General features: G+C 69.6%; 15 protein-coding genes. 10 read left to right on the forward strand and 5 right to left on the reverse strand.

Going from position 1 to position 23735, the window contains the following annotated elements:
* Positions 1 to 69: 69 nt before the first annotated feature.
* Genes WS91_RS03790 through WS91_RS03800 form a run of 3 tightly spaced genes read left to right on the forward strand, consistent with a single transcriptional unit; the run spans position 70 to position 3590 of the window.
* Complete coding sequence (locus WS91_RS03790; protein ID WP_059669767.1) at positions 70 to 1113, forward strand: Fe(3+) ABC transporter substrate-binding protein; 1044 nt, start codon at positions 70 to 72, stop codon at positions 1111 to 1113.
* Entirely contained in the window at positions 1103 to 2809 is a 1707-nt protein-coding gene (locus tag WS91_RS03795) for an ABC transporter permease (protein WP_059669768.1), read from the forward strand. The genes WS91_RS03790 and WS91_RS03795 overlap by 11 nt, the downstream gene beginning before the upstream one ends.
* A 10-nt stretch (positions 2810 to 2819) precedes the next feature.
* Positions 2820 to 3590, forward strand: coding sequence for an ABC transporter ATP-binding protein (locus WS91_RS03800; RefSeq protein WP_059575313.1), 771 nt, complete (start codon positions 2820 to 2822; stop codon positions 3588 to 3590).
* A 207-nt stretch (positions 3591 to 3797) separates the two neighbouring features.
* Here the strand turns inward: WS91_RS03800 and WS91_RS03805 are convergent, their stop codons facing one another.
* A complete protein-coding gene (locus WS91_RS03805; protein ID WP_038744775.1) occupies positions 3798 to 4265 on the reverse strand; it encodes an Lrp/AsnC family transcriptional regulator in 468 nt (155 codons plus the stop codon).
* 145 nt (positions 4266 to 4410) lie between these two features.
* Between WS91_RS03805 and WS91_RS03810 the strand changes: the two genes are divergently transcribed.
* Positions 4411 to 5031 (forward strand): cysteine dioxygenase family protein, encoded by a 621-nt coding sequence (locus tag WS91_RS03810; protein WP_059575311.1) that lies wholly within the window; start codon positions 4411 to 4413, stop codon positions 5029 to 5031.
* A gap of 318 nt (positions 5032 to 5349) precedes the next feature.
* On the opposite strand, the gene WS91_RS03815 is transcribed toward WS91_RS03810, so the two are convergent.
* From WS91_RS03815 to WS91_RS03835, 4 genes are all read right to left on the reverse strand, one after another.
* Positions 5350 to 7923 (reverse strand): mechanosensitive ion channel family protein, encoded by a 2574-nt coding sequence (locus tag WS91_RS03815; protein ID WP_082758077.1) that lies wholly within the window; start codon positions 7921 to 7923, stop codon positions 5350 to 5352.
* A gap of 424 nt (positions 7924 to 8347) precedes the next feature.
* Complete coding sequence (locus WS91_RS03825; protein WP_059575308.1) at positions 8348 to 8989, reverse strand: NAD(P)-dependent oxidoreductase; 642 nt, start codon at positions 8987 to 8989, stop codon at positions 8348 to 8350.
* A 330-nt stretch (positions 8990 to 9319) separates the two neighbouring features.
* Entirely contained in the window at positions 9320 to 9781 is a 462-nt protein-coding gene (locus WS91_RS03830) for an Rrf2 family transcriptional regulator (protein ID WP_059646437.1), read from the reverse strand.
* A gap of 90 nt (positions 9782 to 9871) precedes the next feature.
* A complete protein-coding gene (locus tag WS91_RS03835) occupies positions 9872 to 10345 on the reverse strand; it encodes a hypothetical protein (RefSeq protein WP_038744771.1) in 474 nt (157 codons plus the stop codon).
* Between the two features lie 306 nt (positions 10346 to 10651).
* Between WS91_RS03835 and WS91_RS03840 the strand changes: the two genes are divergently transcribed.
* The 6 genes from WS91_RS03840 (at position 10652) to WS91_RS03870 (ending at position 23608) form a co-directional block, all read left to right on the forward strand.
* On the forward strand, positions 10652 to 12613 hold the full coding sequence (locus WS91_RS03840) for a PhoX family protein (protein ID WP_059669770.1): 1962 nt from the start codon (positions 10652 to 10654) through the stop codon (positions 12611 to 12613).
* Positions 12614 to 13166: 553 nt separating this feature from the next.
* Positions 13167 to 13994 carry an IclR family transcriptional regulator gene (locus WS91_RS03845; RefSeq protein ID WP_038744769.1) on the forward strand — a complete coding sequence of 276 codons (828 nt, stop codon included), beginning with the start codon at positions 13167 to 13169 and terminating at the stop codon, positions 13992 to 13994.
* A 508-nt stretch (positions 13995 to 14502) separates the two neighbouring features.
* Complete coding sequence (locus WS91_RS03850; protein ID WP_038744767.1) at positions 14503 to 15831, forward strand: MdtA/MuxA family multidrug efflux RND transporter periplasmic adaptor subunit; 1329 nt, start codon at positions 14503 to 14505, stop codon at positions 15829 to 15831.
* Positions 15832 to 15844: 13 nt separating this feature from the next.
* Positions 15845 to 18955, forward strand: coding sequence for an MdtB/MuxB family multidrug efflux RND transporter permease subunit (locus WS91_RS03855; RefSeq protein WP_038744766.1), 3111 nt, complete (start codon positions 15845 to 15847; stop codon positions 18953 to 18955).
* Positions 18956 to 22258 carry an efflux RND transporter permease subunit gene (locus tag WS91_RS03860; RefSeq protein WP_038744765.1) on the forward strand — a complete coding sequence of 1101 codons (3303 nt, stop codon included), beginning with the start codon at positions 18956 to 18958 and terminating at the stop codon, positions 22256 to 22258. It begins immediately after the preceding gene.
* A gap of 720 nt (positions 22259 to 22978) precedes the next feature.
* Positions 22979 to 23608, forward strand: a complete 630-nt coding sequence (locus WS91_RS03870; RefSeq protein ID WP_038744764.1) for an SDR family oxidoreductase — start codon at positions 22979 to 22981, stop codon at positions 23606 to 23608.
* The last annotated feature ends 127 nt before the right edge of the window (positions 23609 to 23735 follow it).

The raw sequence follows: 23735 nt of genomic DNA on the forward strand, positions 1-23735 counted from the left end.
CTCCGCGAAGGCCGCATGCCCCGCCTGCCGGAGCGTTCGTCCATCGCACGTCTTTCGCCGGAGCCCTCCATGTTCCTGAAGCCAGTCCGTCCGCCGCTGCGCGCGCTCGCACTCGCGTTTGCGCTCGCCGCCGCCGCGCCCGCCGCGCATGCCGCGAACGAAGTCAACCTGTACACGACCCGCGAGCCGAAGCTGATCCAGCCGCTCGTCGACGCGTTCACGAAGCAGAGCGGCGTCGCCGTCAACACGGTGTTCGTCAAGGACGGCCTGCTCGAGCGTGTGAAGGCGGAAGGCGCGCGCTCGCCGGCCGACGTGCTGATGACGGTCGACATCGGCAACCTGCTCGACCTCGTCGACGGCGGGCTCACTCAAGCGGTGCGCTCGCGCTCGCTCGACGACGCGATTCCCGCGAACCTGCGCGGCGCGGGCAGCGACTGGTACGCGCTGTCGCTGCGCGACCGCGTGCTGTACGTCGACAAGAACATGAAGCTCGACGCGATCACGTACGAATCGCTCGCCGATCCGACCTGGAAAGGCAAGGTCTGCATCCGCTCGGGCCAGCATCCGTACAACACCGCGCTCGTCGCCGCGATGATCGCGCACGACGGCGAGGCCGCGACCGAAAAGTGGCTGCGCGGCGTGAAGGCGAATCTCGCGCGCAAGGCGACCGGGGGCGACCGCGACGTCGCGCGCGACATCCTCGGCGGCATCTGCGACGTCGGGCTCGCGAACGCGTACTACGTCGGCCACATGAAGCACGCGGAGCCCGGCACCGACGCGCGCAAGTGGGGCGACGCGATCAAGGTCGTGCGCCCGACGTTCGCGAACGCGAAGAGCGGCGGCACGCACGTCAACGTGAGCGGCGCGGCCGTCGCGAAGCACGCGCCGAACAGGGACAACGCGGTGAAGCTGCTCGAATACCTCGCGTCGCCGCCCGCGCAGGCGCTGTACGCGCAGGCGAATTACGAATACCCGGTGCGCGCGGGCGTCGCGCTCGATCCGGTGATCGCCGGCTTCGGGCCGCTCAAGGTCGATCCGCTGCCGCTCGTCGAGATCGCGAAGTACCGCAAGCGCGCGAGCCAGCTCGTCGACAAGGTCGGCTTTGACAACTGACGTCGACGCCTTCGCCGCGCGCCGCTCGCGTTCGCGCGTGGACGCGCGCATTCGCGCGTTCGTCCGCGGTATCGCTGCGCGCGGCTGGCTCGCCGCCGCGGCAGCGATCGCGGCGCTCGTCGCGACGCCGCTCGTCGCGCTCGCGTGCGCGGCGCTCGGCGCCGATCTGTCGCACTGGCGGCACCTCGCCGAATTCGTGCTGCCGCAAGCCGCGGCGAACACGCTCGCGCTGCTCGCGGGCGTGGGCGCGATCGTCACGTGCGTCGGCACGGGCGCCGCGTGGCTCGTCACCGCGTACGACTTCCCCGGGCGTCGCACGCTCGCGTGGGCGCTGCTGTTGCCGCTCGCGGTGCCGTCGTACATCGTCGCGTTCGCGTATCTCGACCTGCTCCACCCGATCGGCCCCGTGCAGAGCGCGCTGCGCTGGGCGCTCGGCTTCGACGGCCCGCGCGAGTTCCGCCTGCCCGACCTGCGTTCGCTGCCGGGCGCGATCGGCGTGCTCGGCTTCGTGCTGTATCCGTATGTCTATCTGTGCACGCGCGCGATGTTCGTCACGCAATCGGCGAGCCTCGTCGAAGCCGCGCGCACGCTCGGCGCGGGCCGCATCGAAACCTTCTTTCGCGTCGTGCTGCCGCTCGCGCGGCCGGCGATCGCGGTCGGCGCGAGCCTCGCGCTCCTCGAGACGCTGAACGACGTCGGCGCCTCCGAATTCCTCGGCGTGCAGACGCTCACGGTTTCCGTCTACACGACGTGGGTCACGCGCTCCGATCTCGCGAGCGCCGCGCAGATCGCGCTCGCGATGCTCGCGATCGTGCTCGGCGCGCTCGCGCTCGAACGCTACGGCCGCCGCCGCGAGCGCTACGCGCACGGCAGGCGGATGCGCGCGATCGAGCCGCAGCGGCTGCGCGGCGCGGCCGCCGTCGGCGCGGCCGCGGCGGGCTGGCTGCCCGTCGTCGTCGGCTTCGGCGCGCCCGCCGCGTATCTGGTTCACGAAACCGCGAAGCGCCTGCATCTCGTCGGCGGCGTGTCGAGCCAGCTGCTCGCGAGCCTCGCGAACACGCTCGCCGTCGCGCTCGCCGCGACCGTCGTCACGCTCGCGGGCGGGATCGTCGTCGCGTGGGCGACGCGACGCGCGCGCGACAGCGCCCGCTTCCAGCCGGGCCGCATCTGCGCGCGGCTCGCGAGCGTCGGCTACGCGGTGCCGGGCACGGTGCTCGCGATCGGCCTCCTCGCACCGCTCGCGCTCGCCGATCGCGCGATCGCCGCCGCGTTCGGCCGCGACGCGCTCGTGCTGATGGGCTCGGCCGCCGCGCTCGTGATCGCGTACGCGATCCGCTTCCTCGCGATTCCGGCGGGCGGCATCGAGGCCGGCCTCGCGCGGATTCCGGCGTCGCTCGAGCAAGCATCGCGCACGCTCGGCGAATCGGCGGGCATGACGCTCTGGCGCGTGCATCTGCCGCTGCTGCGCCCGGCGCTCGGCGCGAGCGCGCTCCTCGTGTTCGTCGACGCGATGAAGGAGTTGCCCGCGACGCTGCTCCTGCGCCCGCTGAACTTCGACACGCTCGCGACCTGGCTGTACGCGGAGGCCGCGCGCGGCACCTACGAGGAAGGCGCGGTCGCGGCGCTCGCGATCGTCGCGGCGGGCCTCGCGCCCGTGATCGTGCTCGCGCGCACCCAACTGAAATCCGGACCCTGAAAGGCACACCATGCTGCTCGAACTGAACGCCGTCACGCTCGCCTACGACACGCCGCGCGGCCGGCGCACGGTCGTCGACCGCCTGAATCTCGCGCTCGAGCGCGGCGCGATCGGCTGCCTGCTCGGCGCGTCCGGCTGCGGCAAGACGACGGTGCTGCGCGCGATCGCCGGCTTCGAGCCGGTGCGCGCGGGCGAAATCGTGCTCGCGGGCGCCCCGCTCGCGAGCCGCGACGCAGACGTGCCGCCCGAAAAGCGCCGCGTCGGCATGATGTTCCAGGATTACGCGCTGTTCCCGCACCTGTGCGCGCAGCAGAACGTCGAGTTCGGGCTGCGCCGCACGCCGAAGGCGCAGCGCCGCGCGCGCGCCGCGCAGATGCTCGAGCTCGTCGGCTTGGCCGATGCGGCGAACGCGTATCCGCACGAGCTGTCGGGCGGCCAGCAGCAGCGGATCGCGCTCGCCCGCGCGCTCGCGCCGTCGCCGGAGCTGCTGCTGCTCGACGAGCCCTTTTCGAATCTCGACGTCGACACCCGCGAGCGGCTCGCGTTCGAAGTGCGCGACATCCTGAAGGCGGCGGGCCACACGGCGCTCTTCGTCACGCACAATCAGGCGGAAGCGTTCGCGCTCGCGGACCGCATCGGCGTGATCGCCGACGGCCGGCTTGCACAGTGGGACGCGCCGTACAACCTCTATCACCATCCGGCGAGCGGGTTCGTCGCGGATTTCGTGCGGCGCGACGCGCTTGCCGACGAGCGCCGGCGCGCGCTCGAGCGGGGGCGTTGAGCGCGAGCGACGCGCGGCGCCGTTCGGCGGGCGCATCCGGCACGCGTGTCGGGCACGCGTGTCGGGCGCAGACGGTCGGCGGGACATCGCGCCGCCGCGTCCGGCATTCGGGGCATCGCGCACGGCCGCCGGCTCGCCGCCCCGTCAACTGTCGACCGTCAACCGTCAACCGTCAGCAGTCAGCAGTCGGCAAGCGGCAAGCGGCAGTCAGCGCGCGTCGCCGTCGCGCACGGGCAGCGCGGTCGAGTACTTGATCTGCTCCATCGCGAACGACGAGCTCACGTCGAAGAGCGGCACCGAGCGGATCAGCTTCTTGTAGATGCGGTCGTAGTCGTCGATGTCGGCGACGACTACGCGCAGCAGATAGTCCGTCTCCCCGCTCATCCGGTAGACCTCGACGACTTCCGGCATGTCGCGCACGACCTGCGTGAAGCGCGCCGCCCACTCCTCGGTGTGCTGGTTCGTGCGCACCGCGACGAACACCGTCGTGCCGACGCCGAGCTTGCGCGGATCGCACAGCGCGACCTGCGCGCGAATCGCGCCCGCCTCCTTGAGCCGCTGAATCCGCTTCCAGCACGGCGTCTGCGACAGATTCACGCGCTGCGCGAGTTCCGCGATCGGCAGCGTCGCGTCCTCCTGCAGCAGCTCGAGCAACTTACGATCGATCGCGTCCATTTCCCCGTCCGTAGCGAATAGAAAATTATTCTATTCATTGTTCGCATGAGGGAACAATATGGAATCCCTTTCTCCAAGTCGACCGGTATAAATACGTACCGGACCCGCGCAACCTCGCCGCGGGACATGAACGACCGAGCCAACGATGAATCACGCCGCCTCTTTTCTCCCGCACGCGCCGGATGCGCATCCGAAACCGCGCGAGCGCGCGCCGTCGGCGATCGAGCGTTTCTGCGCGCGGCTCGACGCGGCGTTCGACTCGCTCGCCCGAGAGTCCGCGCCCTCCCGCCATCCGGCGTTCGCGCGCGAGTTGCGCATCGCGCTCGCGCAAGCCGCCGCGACGCCCGACTTCCTCACGCCCGCGCAACGCGAGAGCGGCGCGGCGGGCTATCGGCGCCATTTGCTTGCCGCCGATCCGGGCGGCCGCTATGCGGTCGTGTCGCTCGTCTGGGAGCCGGGCCAATGGAGCCCGGTGCACGGCCATCATGCGTGGTGCGGCTATGCGGTGCTGGAAGGCAAGCTGACCGAGATCGTCTACCGCTGGAACGATGCGGCCTGCTGCGCGGTCGACGCGCGCAGGCACGCGCGGCCGACGGGCGCGGTGTCGTACGTCCGCGCGGGGCGCGAGGCCATTCACCGGCTCGGGCACGCGGGCGCGCCGGCCGACGCGCCCGCGATCTCGCTGCACGTGTACGGCGTGGCGGGCGAACGGGTGGCGACGCACGTAAACGACGTCGTCGCGGCCGGCGCCGGCGCGCATGCCTGAGGGCGTGATCGCCCGTGCCGACGCGGACGACGCGGCGAAGCCGCGATTCGACGCCCCGGCGTTCGCGGCCGAGCATGCGGGGTTGCTTGGGCGCGACCATGTCGCGCCGTGAAACGGAGGTGACGGGGGCGCGGCGGCGTGATCGAGCCGTTTGAGTTTGAGCGCCGTGTTTGAGCCGTTTGAGCCGTTTGAGCCGTCGGAGCCGTACGCGCCATCCGAACCCGCCCGGCACCGGCCGTCATGAGCATCGTCCCCCGCAACTCATCGCACCAGCCGATACCTGCGGCACGCCCGGCAGGACACGCCCCTCACACACCGTCACACACCTTTCGCGCCCCGCTCGCCCGCTGCCGCTGCCCGGGCATCGGTGCGCTTCCCGCCGCTGCCTTCGGCGCCAGCGGCCCGCCCTTCGCCGCCGCGCCCCATATCGTCGCGCGCGTCGCGCGCCGGATCGCGCGCATCTTCGCGCGTCGCGTCCTCGGCCGCGGCGCCGCCCGCCGTCGTCGAATACACGTGCATCTGCGGCAGCGGAATCTCGATGCCGGCGTCGTCCATCCGCCGCTTGATGCGCGCGTTGAACGCGCGCATCACGGTCGACTGCTGCTGCGGCCGCGTGCGGATCTGCCCTTTGACGATCATCCAGTTCGGCTCGAAGCGGTCGAGCCCCCACACTTCGACCGCGCCGAGCATCAGCCGGCGCACCGCGCCGTCGCTCCACAGATCCGCGCCCGCGTCGCGAATCAGCCGCGTCACCTGGTCGAGATCCGCCGAGAACGGCGCGCGCACTTCGAACACCGCGCAGCCGTAGTCGCGCGACAGGTTCTTGACGATCTTGATCTGCGAGAACGGAATCGAATGCAGCGCGCCCTGCCCGTCGCGCAGCCGCACCGTGCGGATCGTCAGATGCTCGACGGTGCCCGCGTGGCCGCCGTCCACGTCGATCCAGTCCCCGACCGAAATCGTGTCCTCGACGATGATGAAAAGCCCGGTGATGAGATCCGACACGAGCGACTGCGCGCCGAAGCCGACCGCGAGGCCGATCACGCCCGCGCCGGCGAGGAGCGGCGTCACGTTGATGCCGAGGTTCGCCGCCGTGACGATCGCGGCGACGGTGACGATCGTCACGAATGCGACGTTGCGCACGAGCGGCAGCATCGTGCGCGCGCGCACGCTCGGATTGCGGGCCTTGCCGCGCGAAGTCGCCGAGCTGAGCGCCTCGAGGATCGCGGTGTCGACGACGATCCACGCGAGCCACGCGACGAACAGCGTGACGACGATCGCCGTCACCGCCTGCGCGATCCCGCGCGCGGCGACGCTGTGCTCGACGATCCGCGCGAGCGAGATGCCCCACAGACGCGACGTGAGCTCGACGTAGCCGAGCCAGATGAAGAGCGTCGCGAGCGAGCCCGCGAAGCGCACGAGCCGCGCGACGTACACGGAGCGGTGGCGCCGCTTGCGGTGGACCGGATTCGGGCGCGTGACGCGCAGCACGACGGCCGACAGGAAGAACGCGAGCACGAGCAGCAGCGCGCTCACGATCGAGGTGCGCAGCAGATCGGACGACGAACGGCTGACGAGCAGCGTGCCGGCGACCGCCGCGAACGCGAGCACCAGCACGGGCGCGGGCCAGAGCGCGGCCGCGAAGTCGGCCATCTCCGTCGTCGCGCGATGCCCCGTGCGCTGCGCATGGCTGCGGTTGCGGATCAGGTGCGCGACGGGCCGCCGGTATGCGACCGCGAAGCACGCGCAGAGCACGGCGGCCGTCATGCTCGACGCGGTCGACACGAGGCTCGACAGGTCGAGGCCGAGCTGCCACGCGACGTCGCGGTTGAGCGCCGCGTCGCCGAGCGCGCCGAACGCGCCGATCAGGCGCAGCAGCCGCCACGAGCGCGCGATCAGCACGCGCCCCGCCGCGCGGCGGTGGCCCGAGCTGAACAGCGCGAACATGATGAGGCACAGCGACGCGAACACCGAGCCCGACACGATCGCGTACGCGGCGACGAGCGCGAGCGTGCGGCCGAGCGAATCGGGCAGCCCGCGCGCGATCGCGAGCACGGCGACGAACGACACGATCCACGGCCCGACGCGCCGCAACGCGAAGATCAGCATCTCCTTCGCGCTCGGATTCGGATCGAGCTTGACCGTGACGCCGTGGCGCGCCCAGAAACCGTGCTGCGCCCAGATCAACAGCGCCGCGCACGCGAGCCAGCCGGCCAGCATCAGCACGAGATCGAGCAGGATTCGCGTGCTCGGCTGCGGGCCCGCGCCGCTCGCGAGCCCGTAGAGCTCGCGGCCCGCCGCGCGAAAGCGCGCGGACCAGTAGCGCAGCGGCGTGTCGCGCTCGCGCAGGCTCGCCTCGACGGACGCCATCCCCGACGCGATCGCGCCGAGAAGCCCCGCGCCCGCCGCGCCCGCCGCGCCGGACGCCGCCGCCGGTGCCGATGCGGCCTGCCCGGCCTGCGCGACGAGCGCCACGCTGCGCAATTGCTTGAGCTGCGCGACGAGCTGCGTACGCTGCCGGTCGTTGTCGAGCATGCGGATCACCGAGTCGAACGAGCGCGCGATCTCGGCGGCACTCGCCGGCGACGGCGCGGCCGCCGACGCGCTCGCCGCGGCCGAGGCGCCCGATGCCGGCGCGGCGGCGTCCGACGCGGCGGCGGGCGCGATCAGCTTCTGGAAGGTGGCGAGGCCCGGATTGGTCGCCGCTCGCGCGGCGAACGGCGCGACGGCGAGCGCGAAGCCGACGGCGGCGAGCGCGAGCGCGGCAGCGCGTGCGCTCGACGGGGTCGATCGCCGCCCGCTCGGCCGCGATGCGATCGACGGGCAAGCGGCGAGCGCGGCGAGAACGACGGCGGCGCCGCGCGCGAAGAGCGAGCGAGGCGAAATCGGCATGCGATCGTAGGAGTGGTGACGACGATCGCCAGTGTAGCCCCAACGCGCGCATGCGCCGCCCGCTTCGCGGGTAGCGCGCGCCCTGAACGACGGCGCGCGCGTCGTGCCGGCGCGAACCGGCGCGACGCGCGTGCGGAAGAACGCCTCGGCTGACGCGCTCGGTCGACATGCCTGGCCGAATGCTCCCGCCTGGCGCTTCGGCATGCCCCTTCGGCATGCCACTTTCGGCCTAGCGCTTCGGGCTAGCGCTTCGAACTCGGGCTAGCGCTTTGGACTGCCCCTTCGGCGTGACGCTCCCGGCCCGACACTTCCGGCCGGCCCCTTCGGCGATGTCGCCCGGCCGGACCACCCGGCCGAACGCCATCGCCCGGCCGCTCCGCTCCGAGCGAACGCCGCGCGCGTCGCGCCGGCGTCCGCGCCGCGATCAGTACGCGACCGTCGCGGCCTGGCGCACGAAGCGGCTCTGCTCGATCTCGTCGACGAACGCGACCGCGTAGTCTTCGACCGAGATCTTGCTGTTGCCGTCGGCGTCGACAATCAGCTTGCCCTCGCCCGTGCGGAACTGGCCGGTGCGCTCGCCGGGCGCGATCAGCGCGGCGGGCGAGAAGAACGTCCAGTCGAGGTCCTGCACGCTCGCCAGGTAGTCGTACGCGTCGCGGTGCGCGAGCGCAACGGCCTTGTACGCGTCCGGGAAGCCCTCGGCATCGACAAGCTGCTTGCCGGGCGCGACTTCCAGCGTACCCGCGCCGCCCACCACGACGACGCGCTTCACGCCCGCCTTGCGCGCGCCCTCGACGAGCGCCCGCACGGCGGCGGCGACCTTCGACGCGTCCTCCTGCTTCGGGCCGTAGGCGCTCGCGACGACGTCCTGCCCCGCGAGCGCGGCGGCGATGCTCGCCGGATCGAACAGGTCGGCCGCCTTCACGGTGACGTTCTGCGCGCCCGCCGCCGGGTTGCGCGACAGCGCCGTCACCTGGTGGCCGCGTCGCGCCGCCTCGGCCGCGATTCGCGAGCCGATCATGCCGGTTGCGCCGAACAAAGCGATTTTCAAAGTACGTTGCGTCATGTCGATTCTCCTGGTTGGCGAATATGTAACTATATCAATTACATATTCAATCGAAAAAAGAGGGACCCACGATCCCCATCATAGTCAATTCATCCGCCCGTCGTGACCGCCGGGCGGCATTTCATCGGGCGGCAAGCCCTTGGCGCCTCATCCTGCGCCCGCCCACAACGGGCCGACGGCGAATCCCGATACGGCTCGCAGCCGCAGCGCGCCCGACATCGCGCGCTTTGCCGCTTTGCCTTTCGCCGCATCGCCGCTTCGCCGCTTCGCCGCATCGCACCCGTCCACGCGAACCTTCAAGCGGCCGAGCACGCTCCGCCGCGCAATCGCTCACGCGCTCGTCTGCCGCGCCCCGCCCGGCCGCCCGGACGCCTCCGAGCGCAGCACGTCGGCCGACACGTCGGCGAGCGTGCGCGTCGCGAGCGAGGCCTCCATCGCCCGCTGCGCGTCGCCGATGTAGCCCGTCAGCGCGCCCTGGATGTGCCGCCCGACGAGGCAGGCCGGATTCGGCGCCTCGCGGTGCAGCGCGAAGAGCTGCGCATCGTCGACCGCCCGGTAGACGTCGAGCAGCGTGATGCCCGACGGCTCGCGCGCCAGCAGCGCGCCGCCGCCCGCGCCGAGTTGCGACGTCGTGAGCCCCGCCGCCGCCAGCATCGACAGCAGGCGGCGAATCAACGCCGGATTCGTGTTCACGCTGCCCGCAATCACGTCAGACGACAGCGGCACGCCTTCCTGCATCGACAACAGCGCGAGCACGTGAACGGCAAACGCGAACCGGCTGCTCGTATTCATGATTCACCTGAAACGGCGCGCTCGCGCACCCCGTTCCGACGACAATGTGTAACCATAATAATTACATTTAATCCGCGATGCAAGCGAAATTCAGCGGCTCGCCGCCGAGCCGCTCGCGGCCGACGCGCCCGATACGCCCAGCGCGGCCGTCTGGCTCCATTGCTGCAGCTTCCGGCCGGCCGTTTCGAGACTCGTGCCGGCCGCGGCGGCGGCCTGCCCGAGCACGGCGGACGCGGCGCCCTGCGCGGCGGCCTGCGCCGAGCTCGCGGTGACGGGCGGCACGGCGGACGCCGCCGACGCGACGCCCCGCTTCGCCGCGTCGATCTGCTGATTGACGAAGCTCGCGACCTGGTCGAGCTGCTGCGTCGTCTGCTGGGCGGCATGCGCGGCGGCACTCGCCGCGTTGTCGGGCGGCGCGCTCGCTTGGTCGGGCTTCTTGCATCCGGCCAGCGCAGCGACGGCAACCGCCGCGAGCGCGGCGGCGCGAAGCCGGCTGCGGCCGGCGCGGGAAATGGGTGCGATGGCGTGAACGTGTGCGGTTGCGTCGGCGATCTCGATCGTCATGGCGAATGGCGCGGCAAAGCGGCTCCGTGTGGCGAAAAAGCGATGATACGACGCACCGGCGCGCGCCCAACGGCTTGCGCTTCTTTTTTACATGTCGTTGCCGCATCGGCGGCGCCCCGCCCGACGGGCCGGCGCCCGCGCACGCCGCATCGGCGCGTCCCTCGCGAGACGCCCGTCCATTCATACAAATTCAATTCAAAAAACTTTCATTTTCAAAAAATACACTTCCATGCGGTTCTCACCGCCGTTCGCCGCGCCCGCGCCGGCCACCGGCGGCTCCCGTCGCCCACAACAACTGGATTCCCCATGCCCGCGTTGCCCAATCCCTCCCGCCGCCATGCCTTGAAGATCCTCGCCGGCGCGCCGATGCTGCCGCTTTCCGGCGTCGCGCTCCCCGCCCTGCTCACCGGCTGCGGCGGCGACGAAGACGTCGCCGCCGCGCCGCCCGCCGCGAGCTTCGCGGCGGCCGCGTTCGCGTCGATGGCCGCGCCGACGCTCGCCAGCCCGGCCGCGATGGCGACGACGACGGTCGGCTCGACGCTGTCCGTCTCGTTCACCGACGGCACGTCGCGCGACTACAAGCTCGCGTACCGGCCGTTCTTCGTGACGGGCGACCAGGTGCCCGACGGCAAAGGCGGCACGACCCTCGCGGGCGGCTACTACGACATCGACAACCGGCCGATCGTCGATCGCTCGGCGCCGGGCCAGGCGCGCCAGTTCTACTCCGACTGCCCGGACGGCAGCTCGCTGCTCACGCTCAAGAACGCGAGCGTGCCGGGCGTGAAAGGCAACGCGGTGTTCGCCGTCGTGCAGTTCGAATACACGACGCGCGACCTGGCGAGCGCGTCGCAATACGGCCGGCTGCCGTCGCCGATCGCCGTGCTGACGCTCGACCAGGACCCGGCCACGGGCGCGCTCAAGCTCGTCAAGTATCACAACGTCGACACGTCGGCCGCGCACGGCCTGTGGATCACGTGCGGCGCGAGCCTGTCGCCGTGGAACACGCATCTGTCGAGCGAGGAGTACGAGCCGGACGCGACGAAGGCCGCGACCGACGCGCAGTTCAAGGCGTTCAGCAAGAACACGTTCGGCAGCGAGACGGCCGCGAACCCGTACCACTACGGCCACCTGCCCGAGATCACGGTGAACCCGGACGGCACGGGCTCGGTGCGCAAGCACTATTGCCTCGGTCGAATCTCGCACGAGCTCGTGCAGGTGATGCCGGACCAACGCACGGTGCTGATGGGCGACGACGCGACGAACGGCGGCCTCTTCATGTTCATCGCCGACAGCGCGGCCGATCTCTCGGCGGGCACGCTGTACGTCGCGAAGTGGACGCAGACCTCGTCGATTGGCCCGGGCTCGGCGACGCTCACGTGGATCAATCTCGGCCACGCGACGAGCGCGGAGATCGAGGCGCTCGCGAACCGGCTGACGGCGACCGACATCATGGACGTCGCGACGAAGGACCCGGGCGACGCGTCGTTTTCGAAGATCAACTTCAGCGGCACGTTCAACTGGGTCCGCATCAAGCCCGGCATGACGAAGGCCGCGGCGTTCCTCGAAACGCACCGCTTCGCCGCGTACGCGGGCGGCAGCATGGGCTTCACGAAGCTCGAAGGCACGACGGTCAACGCGAAGGACAAGGTGCTCTATACGGCGATGTCGTACATCCAGAAATCGATGGTTCGCGGCAACGCGGCCGCGGGGCCGGACATCGCGCTCGACCGCGCGATCAACGCGGGCGCCGTCTACGCGCTCAACATGCGCGGCGGGCAACGCGACACGTCGGGCGCGACGATCGCGAGCGAATGGGTGCCCGTCGACATGAGCGCGCCCGCGGCGCTCGTCGGCGAGGATCTCGCCGCGGCCGACGCGCTCGGCAACCTCGCGAATCCGGACAAGATCGCGAATCCGGACAACCTGAAGTACTCGGAGAAGCTGCGCACGCTCTTTGTCGGCGAGGACTCGGGGATGCACGTGAACAACTTCCTGTGGGCGTACAACGTCGACACGAAGCAACTCTCGCGCGTGCTGTCGTGCCCGGCGGGCGCCGAATCGACGGGCCTGCACGCGGTCGACGAGATCAACGGCTGGACGTACATCATGAGCAACCTGCAGCACGCGGGCGATTGGGAATCGCCGCTGCACGACAAGGTGAAGGGCGTGCTCGATCCGCTCGTGCGCGCGAACTACAAGGACCGCTTCGGCGCGAGCGTCGGCTATCTGACGGCCGAGCCCGCCGCGATCCAGCTCAAGAAGGCGTGACCCCGGATTCTCTTCGCCGTCACGGCTGATTCGCCGGCGCTCGATGCCGGGTTGGCGCGATGCCCTCGTGGAACCGCGCCTTTTTTTATGCGCGCTCGCCGCGTGCGGCGGCGCAGCTCGGCGCGAGAACGGCAACGGAAGGCCGCGTCGGCATTGCCCGGCGAAATCCCAATATTTGGGATGCCTACCTGGACAGTGAACAGGCAAAAAAAAAAGCGCCACGGAGACCGTGGCGCTAAAAAAGTTCTAGCCATTCCGAGGGCCGTGCTAGAACCTGAGAGACTGCATCGAACGTCGTTCCCGACTAAACTAACGAAACAACGTTTCGAAATTGGGAGACATTTTTTCCGTTTCCGGGCGACAAGTCAAGCGAAAAATACATGCCGCCCGCGCATTTTCGACTGTGCGCGACCCGACATTTCCCTAATAAACTCAGGGTAAGTGAGTAAGTATTGCGCATCGTGAAAGATTATCGCAAAACGCGCGCACTTTCCGGCATTCGTCTTACAATTGATAAAAATCTGAAATCAAGTTTCGAAAAAGAGAGATTTCCGTGACGACACGCTCCAACGCTCAGGCCATTTCCCGTGAACGGGAAGCCACTTCCGACGAAATCACGGCCCTCGCGCGCGGTTTGGCCGTTCTGCGCCGCATCGCCACCTCCGACGCCCCGGTCAGCAACCGGGAACTGGCAGAATTGACAGGCATCCCCAAGCCAACCGTATCGCGGATCACGGCGACGCTCGTGAACGCGGGCTTCCTGTTCCAGTTGCCCGACAGCGAGCGCTTCGTGCTGACCGCGTCGGTGCTCGAGCTCAGCAACGGCTTCCTGCGCAACTTCGACATCCGCGCGCGCTCTCGGCCGTTCCTCGTCGAGCTCGCCGAAAAGACCTCGCTGTCCGTTCACCTCGCCGTGCGCGACCGCCTCGACATGGTCGCGATCGACGTGATCCGTCCGCGCTCGGCCGTGCTCGTCACGCGGCTCGAGACGGGCTCGCGGATGGACATCGCGCGCACGGCGGTCGGCCGCGCGTATCTCGCGGCGCTCGAGGACGACGCGCGCCGCGAGCTGATCGGCGCGCTGCAGGCCGCGGCGGGCGACGACTGGCCGTTCGTCGTGTCGAGGCTCAATTCCGCGCTCGCCGACATCGCGCAAAACGGCTACGCGATCGCGATCGGCGAATGGCGCGAGGAGCTGAATGCGATCGCGGCGGGCTTCGTCGCGCCGACCGGCCAGCGCTACGCGGTCAACTGCGGCGGCTCCGCGCACCAGTGCACGCCCGATTTCCTGCGCTCGGTCGCGGTGCCGGCGCTGCGCGAGTGCATCGCGAGGATCACGCGCGAGATCGGCGGCTCCGCGTGGCCGAACCGCGCGCCCTGACGCGCGGCCCTTGGCGCGCGTCCTCGCATGCCCCGACACGCCCTGCCCGCCCTTGCGCGCGCGCGGTGTGCGCCGGCGGCGCATACCGCGTCCGATGCGGCGAACGGCCGCCTTCGCCTTCGCCTTCGCCTTCGCCTTCGCCTTCGCCTTCGCCCTTCGCCCTTCGCCCTTCGCCCTTCGCCGGCCGCCCGCAGCCCGCAGCCCGCAGCCCGCAGCCCGATCCGCCCCGACAACACCCCGCCCCGCCCGATCTGCAACCGCAGCATCTTGCGCGTCATCGCGACACCGTCATCATCCGTTCATCTGTAACGACCGTAATTCGCTGAAAGATAGGGCGCTGGACTGTAACCGTCATGGGGACGTAGCATCATGCAACCCCGCGCCCAAACGGCGCGCCCCGCTCTTTTGCGTCGCGACCGGGCCGCAGTCGGCCCGCGCCGCGCCGCCCGCGAACGCTGCCCGCCCGCGCCTGCCGTAAGCGCTGCACGCCGACTTCCAGATCGAACCGATGGACAATCAAGAAAAGCCCACGCCCCGCTCTCCCGCCCACCCGCCGTCGGGCCCCGAAGCCCCCCGCCCGCGCCGCAAGCTGATCGCGTTCTGCGCGATCGCGGCCGTCGTGGCCGGCGGCCTGCTGTGGTGGCATCCGTGGAAGAGCGGCGGCGACTCGACCGCCGCGAGCCAGCAAAGCGGCGCGCGCAAGCGCGGCGGGCCGGCCGCGCTCGCGAACCTGCCGCAGCCCGTCCAGGTCGCGACCGCGGCGCGCGGCGAGATGCCGATCGTCCTCAATTCGCTCGGCACCGTCACGCCGCTCGCGAACGTGACCGTGCGGACCCAGCTGTCCGGCTACCTGCAGTCGGTGTCGTTCCAGGAAGGCCAGATCGTCAAGAAAGGCGACGTGCTCGCGCAAGTCGATCCGCGCCCGTACGAGATCTCGCTCGCGAACGCGCAGGGCGCGCTCGCGCGCGACGAGGCGCTCCTCGCGACCGCGCGCCTCGACCTGAAGCGCTACCAGACGCTCGTCGCTCAAGACTCGATCGCGAAGCAGACGGCCGACACGCAGGCGTCGCTCGTCAAGCAATACGAAGGCACCGTGCAGATCGACCGCGCGGCGATCGATTCCGCGAAGCTCAACCTCACGTACGCGCGGATCACGGCGCCCGTGTCGGGCCGCGTCGGCCTGCGCCAGGTCGATCCGGGCAACTACGTGACGCCGTCGGACACGAACGGCATCGTCGTCATCACGCAGCTGCAGCCGATGAGCGTCATCTTCACGACCTCGGAAGACAACCTGCCCGCGATCCTCAAGCAGGTGAGCGCCGGCAACAAGCTGTCGATCACCGCGTACAACCGCAACAACACGTCGCCGCTCGAAACCGGCATGCTCGACACGCTCGACAACCAGATCGACACGACCACCGGCACCGTGAAGCTGCGTGCGTCGTTCGAGAACAAGAACAACCTGCTGTTCCCGAATCAGTTCGTCAACACGCGCCTTCTCGTCGACACGATGCGCGACGCGACGATCGTGCCGACGTCGGCCGTGCTCACCGGCTCGATCGGCCAGTTCGTCTATGTCGTGAAGCCGGACAACACCGTGACCGTGCGCAAGGTGAAGCCCGGCCCCGTCGACGGCGAGCGCACGAGCATCGTCGACGGGCTCGCGGCCGGCGAGCGCGTCGTGACGGACGGCTCCGACCGGCTGCGCGAGGGCTCGGCGATCACGGTCCCGGCCGAGCAGCCGAAGCAGGCGTCGGGCGCGAAAGGCGCATCGGCCGCGTCCGGCGCGCACGGCGGGCATCGCCGCCGCGGCGCGTCGCAGGCACAATCGCAATGACGCCGGCTGACCGATGAACCCGTCCCGCGTCTTCATTCTTCGCCCGGTCGGCACCGCGCTGCTGATGGCGGCGATCATGCTCGCCGGTCTCGTCGCGCTGCGCTTCCTGCCGCTCGCGGCGCTCCCCGAGGTCGACTATCCGACGATCCAGGTCCAGACCTTCTATCCGGGCGCGAGCCCCGAGGTGATGACCTCGTCCGTCACCGCGCCGCTCGAGCGGCAGTTCGGGCAGATGCCGTCGCTCAACCAGATGTCGTCGCAAAGCTCGGCGGGCGCGTCGGTGATCACGCTGCAGTTCAGCCTCGACCTGCCGCTCGACATCGCCGAGCAGGAAGTGCAGGCCGCCATCAACGCGGCCGGTAACCTGTTGCCGTCGGACCTGCCCGCGCCGCCCATCTACGCGAAGGTCAATCCGGCCGACGCGCCCGTCATCACGCTCGCCGTCACGTCGAAGACGCTGCCGCTCACGCAGGTGCAGGATCTCGCCGACACGCGGCTCGCGATGAAGATCTCGCAGGTGTCGGGCGTCGGCCTCGTCAGCCTGTCGGGCGGCAACCGGCCGGCCGTGCGGATTCAGGCGAACCCGCTCGCGCTCGCGTCGTACGGCCTGAACCTCGACGACCTGCGCACGACCATCTCGAACCTGAACGTCAACACGCCGAAGGGCAACTTCGACGGCCCGACGCGCGCGTACACGATCAACGCGAACGACCAGCTGACGAGCGCCGACCAGTACAACGACGCCGTCGTCGCGTACAAGAACGGCCGGCCCGTGATGCTGACCGACGTCGCGAAAGTCGTCGCCGGCTCGGAGAACACGAAGCTCGGCGCGTGGGTCGATTCCGAGCCCGCGATCATCCTGAACGTGCAGCGGCAGCCGGGCGCGAACGTGATCCAGACGGTCGACAACATCAAGGCGATCCTGCCGAAGCTGCAGGAATCGCTGCCCGCCGCGCTCGACGTGCAGATCGTCACCGACCGCACGACGATGATCCGCGCCGCCGTGCGCGACGTGCAGTTCGAGCTCGCGCTCGCGGTCGTGCTCGTCGTGCTGGTGATGTACCTGTTCCTCGCGAACGTCTACGCGACGATCATCCCGAGCCTGTCGGTGCCGCTGTCGCTGATCGGCACGCTCGCGGTGATGTACCTGTCGGGCTTCTCGCTGAACAACCTGTCGCTGATGGCGCTCACGATCGCCACGGGCTTCGTCGTCGACGACGCGATCGTGATGATCGAGAACATCGCGCGCTACGTCGAGGAAGGCGATTCGGCGCTCGAGGCGGCGCTGAAGGGCTCGAAGCAGATCGGCTTCACGATCATCTCGCTGACGGTGTCGCTCATCGCCGTGCTGATTCCGCTGCTCTTCATGGGCGACGTCGTCGGGCGCCTCTTTCACGAGTTCGCGATCACGCTCGCGGTGACGATCGTGATCTCGGCCGTCGTGTCGCTCACGCTCGTGCCGATGATGTGCGCGAAGCTCCTGCGCCACACGCCGCCGCCCGAGAGCCACCGCTTCGAGGCGAAGGTGCACGCGCTGATCGACCGCGTGATCGCGCGCTACGGCGTCGCGCTGCAGTGGGTGCTGAACCGGCAGCGCTCCACGCTCGTCGTCGCGGTGCTGACGCTCGCGCTCACCGCCCTCCTCTACGTCGTGATTCCGAAGGGCTTCTTCCCGACGCAGGACACCGGCGTGATCCAGGCGATCACGCAGGCGCCGCAGGCGGTGTCGTACGGCGCGATGGCCGAGCGCCAGCAGGCGCTCGCCGCCGAGATCCTGAAGAACCCGGACGTCGTGAGCCTCACGTCGTTCATCGGCGTCGACGGCTCGAACATCACGCTCAACAGCGGCCGCATGCTGATCAACCTGAAGCCGCGCGACGAGCGCAGCGAATCGGCGAGCGACGTGATCCGCTCGCTGCAGCAGCAGGTGGCGAACGTCACGGGCATTTCGCTCTACATGCAGCCGGTGCAGGATCTGACGATCGATTCGACGGTGAGCCCGACGCAGTATCAGTTCATGCTGACGAGCCCGAATGCGGAAGAGTTCGCGACCTGGGTGCCGAAGCTCGTCGAGCGGCTGAAGAAGGAGCCGTCGCTCGCCGACGTCGCGACCGATCTGCAAAACAGCGGCAAATCGGTCTACATCGAGATCGACCGCGCGAACGCCGCGCGCTTCGGGATCACGCCCGCGACCGTCGACAACGCGCTCTACGACGCGTACGGCCAGCGGATCGTGTCGACGATCTTCACGCAGTCGAACCAGTACCGCGTGATCCTCGAATCCGAGCCGCAGATGCAGCACTACGCCGATTCGCTCAACGGCATCTACCTGCCGTCGGCGGGCGGCGGGCAGGTGCCGCTCGCTTCGATCGCGACGTTCCACGAGCGGCCGGCGCCGCTTCTCGTGTCGCACCTGTCGCAGTTCCCGGCGACGACGATCTCGTTCAACCTCGCTCAGGGCGCGTCGCTCGGCGAGGCGGTCAAGGCGATCGAGGCGGCCGAGCGCGAGCTCGGGCTGCCCGCGTCGTTCCAGACGCGCTTCCAGGGCGCGGCGCTCGCGTTCCAGGCGTCGCTGTCGAACCAGCTGTTCCTGATCCTCGCCGCGATCATCACGATGTACATCGTGCTCGGCGTGCTGTACGAGAGCTACATCCATCCGATCACGATCCTGTCGACGCTGCCGTCGGCGGGCGTCGGCGCGCTGCTCGCGCTGATGATCACCGGCCACGACCTCGACATCATCGGGATCATCGGCATCGTGCTCTTGATCGGCATCGTGAAGAAGAACGCGATCATGATGATCGACTTCGCGCTCGAGGCGGAGCGCGTCGAGGGCAAGCCGCCGCGCGAGGCGATCTACCAGGCGTGCCTGTTGCGCTTTCGGCCGATCCTGATGACCACGCTCGCGGCGCTCCTCGGCGCGGTGCCGCTCATCGTCGGCTCCGGCGCGGGCTCCGAGCTGCGCCAGCCGCTCGGGATCGCGATCGCGGGCGGGCTCATCGTGTCGCAAGTGCTCACGCTCTTCACGACGCCCGTGATCTACCTCGGCTTCGACGCGCTCGCGCGCCGCATCCGCGGCTTCTTCGATCGCTCCGGCCCGGCGGCCGCGCATCCGGACGCGTAAATGAACCTGTCGCGCCCGTTCATCACCCGCCCCGTCGCGACGACGCTGCTCGCGCTCGGGATCGCGCTCGCCGGCCTGTTCGCGTTCGTCAAGCTGCCCGTCTCGCCGCTGCCGCAAGTCGATTTCCCGACGATCATGGTGCAGGCGTCGCTGCCCGGCGCGAGCCCCGAGACCGTCGCGACGAGCGTGACAAGCCCGCTCGAGCGGCACCTGGGCTCGATCGCCGACGTCTCCGAGATGACGTCGATGAGCTCGGTCGGCAACGCGCGGATCGTGCTGCAGTTCAACCTGAACCGCGACATCGACGGCGCCGCGCGCGACGTGCAGGCGGCCATCAACGCCGCGCGCGCCGATCTGCCGGCGAGCCTGAAGAGCAACCCGACGTACCGCAAGGTCAATCCGGCCGATTCGCCGATCATGGTCGTGTCGCTCACGTCGAAGACGGCCTCGCCCGCGAAGCTGTACGACGCCGCGTCGACGGTGCTCCAGCAATCGCTGTCGCAGATCGACGGCATCGGCCAGGTGAGCTTGAGCGGCTCGGCGAACCCGGCCGTGCGCGTCGAGCTCGAGCCGCACGCGCTCTTTCACTACGGGATCGGCCTCGAGGACGTGCGCGCCGCGCTCGCGTCGGCGAACGCGAACAGCCCGAAAGGCGCGATCGAGTTCGGCCCGAACCACTACCAGCTGTACACGAACGACCAGGCGTCTCAGGCGTCGCAGTACAAGGATCTCGTGATCGCGTACCGCAACAACGCGGCCGTGAGCCTCTCGGACGTGTCGAGCGTCGTCGACTCGGTCGAGGACCTGCGCAACCTCGGCCTCGCGAACGGCGAGCGCGCGGTGCTCGTGATTCTCTACCGGTCGCCCGGCGCGAACATCATCGAGACGATCGACCGCGTGAAGGCGGCGCTGCCGCAGCTCACGGCCGCGCTGCCCGCCGACATCAAGGTGGCGCCGGTGCTCGACCGCTCGCGCACGATCCGCGCGTCGCTCGCCGACACCGAGCACACGCTGCTCATCGCGGTGAGCCTCGTCGTGATGGTCGTGTTCCTGTTCCTGCGCAACTGGCGCGCGACGCTGATCCCGAGCGTCGCCGTGCCGATCTCGATCGTCGGCACGTTCGGCGCGATGTACCTGCTCGGGTTCTCGCTGAACAACCTGTCGCTGATGGCGCTCATCGTCGCGACGGGCTTCGTCGTCGACGACGCGATCGTCGTGCTCGAAAACATCTCGCGCCACATCGAGAACGGCACGCCGCGCCTGCAGGCCGCGTTCGACGGCGCGCGCGAGGTCGGCTTCACGGTGCTGTCGATCAGCCTGTCGCTCGTCGCGGTGTTCCTGCCGATCCTGCTGATGGGCGGCATCGTCGGGCGGCTGTTCCGCGAGTTCGCGCTCACGCTGTCGCTCGCGATCGCCGTGTCGCTCGTCGTGTCGCTCACGCTCACGCCGATGATGTGCGCGCGCCTTCTGCCCGAGCCGCACGATCCGCGGGACGAGAGCCGCTTCGCGCGCTGGCTCGAGCGCGGCTTCGAGCGGATGCAGCGCGGCTACGAGCGCACGCTGTCGTGGGCGCTGCGCCATCCGCGCACGATCCTGATGACGCTCGCCGCGACGATCGCGCTCAACGTGTTCCTCTACGTCGTCGTGCCGAAGGGCTTCTTCCCGCAGCAGGACACGGGGCTCATGATCGGCGGCATCCAGGCCGACCAGACGACGTCGTTCCAGGCGATGAAGCTCAAGTTCACCGAGATGATGCGCATCGTGAGCGCGAATCCGAACGTCGCCAACGTCGCGGGCTTCACGGGCGGCACGCAGACCAACTCGGGCTTCATGTTCGTCGCGCTGAAGGACAAGCCGCAGCGCAAGCTGTCGGCCGACCAGGTGATTCAGCAGCTGCGCGAGCCGCTGTCGCACGTCGCGGGCGCGCGCACGTTCCTGCAGGCGGCGCAGGACATCCGGATGGGCGGCCGGCAGAGCAACGCGCAGTATCAGTTCACGCTGCTCGGCGATTCGTCGGCCGATCTGTACAAATGGGGGCCGATCCTGACGGAGGCGCTGCAGAAACGCCCCGAACTCGCCGACGTGAATTCCGACCAGCAGCAAGGCGGCCTCGAGTCGATGGTGACGATCGACCGCGCGACGGCCGCGCGCCTCGGCATCAAGCCCGCGCAGATCGACAACACGCTGTACGATGCGTTCGGCCAGCGCCAGGTGTCGACGATCTACAACGCGCTCAACCAGTACCACGTCGTGATGGAAGTCGCGCCGCAATACTGGCAGAGCCCGGAGATGCTGAACCAGGTGTACGTGAGCACGTCGGGCGGCAGCGCGAGCGGCGCGCAGACGACGAACGCGGCGGCGGGCACCTACGTCGCGACGTCGACGCGCGCGTCGACGGCCGGCACGGCCGCGCAGAGCGCCGCCGCGATCGCCGCCGATTCGGCGCGCAACCAGGCGCTCAACTCGATCTCGTCGAGCGGCAAGTCGAGCGCGTCGTCGGGCGCGTCGGTGTCGACGTCTAAGTCGACGATGGTGCCGCTCTCCGCGATCGCGCGCTTCGGGCCGAGCACGACGCCCTTGTCGGTCAACCACCAGGGCCTGTTCGTCGCGACGACGATCTCGTTCAACCTGCCGCCCGGCGTGTCGCTGTCGAAGGCGACGCAGGTGATCTACCAGACGATGGCGCAGATCGGCGTGCCGCCGACGATCCAGGGCAGCTTCCAGGGCACCGCGCAAGCGTTCCAGCAGTCGCTGAAGGATCAGCCGGTCCTGATCCTCGCCGCGCTCGCGGCCGTCTACATCGTGCTCGGCATCCTGTACGAGAGCTACATCCACCCGGTGACGATCCTGTCGACGCTGCCGTCGGCGGGCGTGGGCGCGCTGCTCGGCCTGCTGCTCTTCAAGACCGAGTTCAGCATCATCGCGCTGATCGGCGTGATTCTCCTCATCGGCATCGTGAAGAAGAACGCGATCATGATGGTCGATTTCGCGATCGATGCGTCGCGGCAAGGCAAGTCGTCGTTCGACGCGATCCACGAGGCATGCCTGCTGCGCTTTCGGCCGATCATGATGACGACGATGGCGGCGCTCCTCGGCGCGCTGCCGCTCGCGTTCGGGCGCGGCGACGGCGCCGAGCTGCGCGCGCCGCTCGGGATCGCGATCGCGGGCGGCCTCATCGTGTCGCAGATGCTGACGCTCTATACGACGCCCGTCGTCTACCTGTACATGGACCGGCTGCGCGTGTGGGCGGAAAAGCGCCGGAACCGCGGGACGTCGGGCAACGCGGCCATCGTGGGCGATTGACGCGCCGGGCGCGCGCGATGCGAGCCGCGCCGGTCGGCCGGCTTCGGCTGCGCGTCGCACGCATGTCGCACGCATGTCGCACGCATGTCGCACGCATGTCGCACGCATGTCGCACGCATGTCGCACGCATGTCGCACGCATGTCGCACGCATGTCGCACGCATGTCGCACGCATGTCGCACGCATGTCGCACGCATGTCGCACGCATGTCGCACGCATGTCGCACGCATGTCGCACGCGGACGGCGCGCGCCGGGCGCGCGGGCCGTCCGCGTCGCCGCCACTCGCAAACTGGGCGATCCCGGACGGGAGTCTCGAACGGGCCCGCCCCATTCTGGCCGTCTCGCCCGGCCCGAACCGCACCGGGCGCGCCGCCCGCCGGCGCATCGCCCGATGCGCGATCGCAGGCGACGCCGCGATGTCACAAATGCTTACGCCTGATACGAAGCCCTTCGCCTATTCATAAATGAGCGGGCCCCGCGCGCGGCGGCAGCACCATCGCGCCGGCGCGCCGCCCGCGCACGCCGCCCGCAGTCGCGATCGGCCGGACCGGAGCGCGCGCGCCGCCATGTGCGCCAGCCCGCCGTCGCACGTCGGCGCTTGATCCGAATCTCGTTTCGGCGCCACCGATCGGACGCGAATTCGGCATACACTTGTACGTTCGTCGTCAGTCCCTCGTTCAGAGGGCGCCATTGACGCAACGCCATGCAAGGAGTGGTTTCATGTCGATGAAGGTACTGCTGATTGGCGCGTCCGGCCGCACGGGCCGCGCGCTCGCGGACCTGCTGCTCAAGCAGCAGGATTTCGAGGTCACGGCGCTGGTGCGCCGGCCGGATTTCGCGCTGCCGGGCGCGAAAGTCGTCGTCGCCGATCTGACGGCGGACTTCTCGTCCGCATTCAACGGAATCACGCACGCGATCTACGCGGCGGGCTCCGCCGAATCCGAAGGCGCGGCCGAAGAGGAGCAGGTCGACCGCGACGCGGTTGCGCGCGCGGCCGAATACGCGAAGGCGCACAACGTGCAGAAGCTCGTCGTGATCAGCTCGCTCTCCGCATACTGGCCGGAGCGCAGCCCCGAGTTCCTGCGCCACTATTCGCAGATGAAGCGCGAAGGCGACGACCGCGTGATCGCATCGGGCATCGACTACGTGATCCTGCGGCCGGGTCCGCTGTCCGACGATCCGGGCGTCGGCAAGATCGCGCTCACCGAGGATCGCCTCGACGACTCAGCGCCCGTCGCGCGACAGGACGTCGCATGGGCGGCGATCGAGGCGATCAAGCTCGGCATCTCGAAGAAGACGATCGGCTTCGTCGGCGGCGGCGTGCCGATCGAGCAGGCGCTGCGCGCCTGAACGAACGAGCCGGGGCGCGCAGCGCGCCGGCCGGCCTCCGCTGCCGGCCTCCGCTTCCGGCCTCCGCTTCCGGCCTCAGTCGCCGGCACCCGCTGCCGGCCCCAACTGCCGGCCTCAACTGCCGGCA

Source organism: Burkholderia sp. MSMB1498 (assembly GCF_001526245.1).
Lineage (GTDB): Bacteria > Pseudomonadota > Gammaproteobacteria > Burkholderiales > Burkholderiaceae > Burkholderia > Burkholderia savannae.

Bases quoted from the DNA above. Each gene is read 5' to 3' on its own strand.
- WS91_RS03860 (WP_038744765.1), top strand. From the start codon at position 18,956: ATGAACCTGTCGCGCCCGTTCATCACCCGCCCCGTCGCGACGACGCTG.
- WS91_RS03840 (WP_059669770.1), top strand. From the start codon at position 10,652: ATGCCCGCGTTGCCCAATCCCTCCCGCCGCCATGCCTTGAAGATCCTC.
- WS91_RS03810 (WP_059575311.1), top strand. From the start codon at position 4,411: ATGAATCACGCCGCCTCTTTTCTCCCGCACGCGCCGGATGCGCATCCG.
- WS91_RS03790 (WP_059669767.1), top strand. From the start codon at position 70: ATGTTCCTGAAGCCAGTCCGTCCGCCGCTGCGCGCGCTCGCACTCGCG.
- WS91_RS03830 (WP_059646437.1), bottom strand. From the start codon at position 9,781: ATGAATACGAGCAGCCGGTTCGCGTTTGCCGTTCACGTGCTCGCGCTG.
- WS91_RS03850 (WP_038744767.1), top strand. From the start codon at position 14,503: ATGGACAATCAAGAAAAGCCCACGCCCCGCTCTCCCGCCCACCCGCCG.
- WS91_RS03805 (WP_038744775.1), bottom strand. From the start codon at position 4,265: ATGGACGCGATCGATCGTAAGTTGCTCGAGCTGCTGCAGGAGGACGCG.
- WS91_RS03825 (WP_059575308.1), bottom strand. From the start codon at position 8,989: ATGACGCAACGTACTTTGAAAATCGCTTTGTTCGGCGCAACCGGCATG.
- WS91_RS03870 (WP_038744764.1), top strand. From the start codon at position 22,979: ATGTCGATGAAGGTACTGCTGATTGGCGCGTCCGGCCGCACGGGCCGC.
- WS91_RS03835 (WP_038744771.1), bottom strand. From the start codon at position 10,345: ATGACGATCGAGATCGCCGACGCAACCGCACACGTTCACGCCATCGCA.
- WS91_RS03800 (WP_059575313.1), top strand. From the start codon at position 2,820: ATGCTGCTCGAACTGAACGCCGTCACGCTCGCCTACGACACGCCGCGC.
- WS91_RS03815 (WP_082758077.1), bottom strand. From the start codon at position 7,923: ATGCCGATTTCGCCTCGCTCGCTCTTCGCGCGCGGCGCCGCCGTCGTT.
- WS91_RS03855 (WP_038744766.1), top strand. From the start codon at position 15,845: ATGAACCCGTCCCGCGTCTTCATTCTTCGCCCGGTCGGCACCGCGCTG.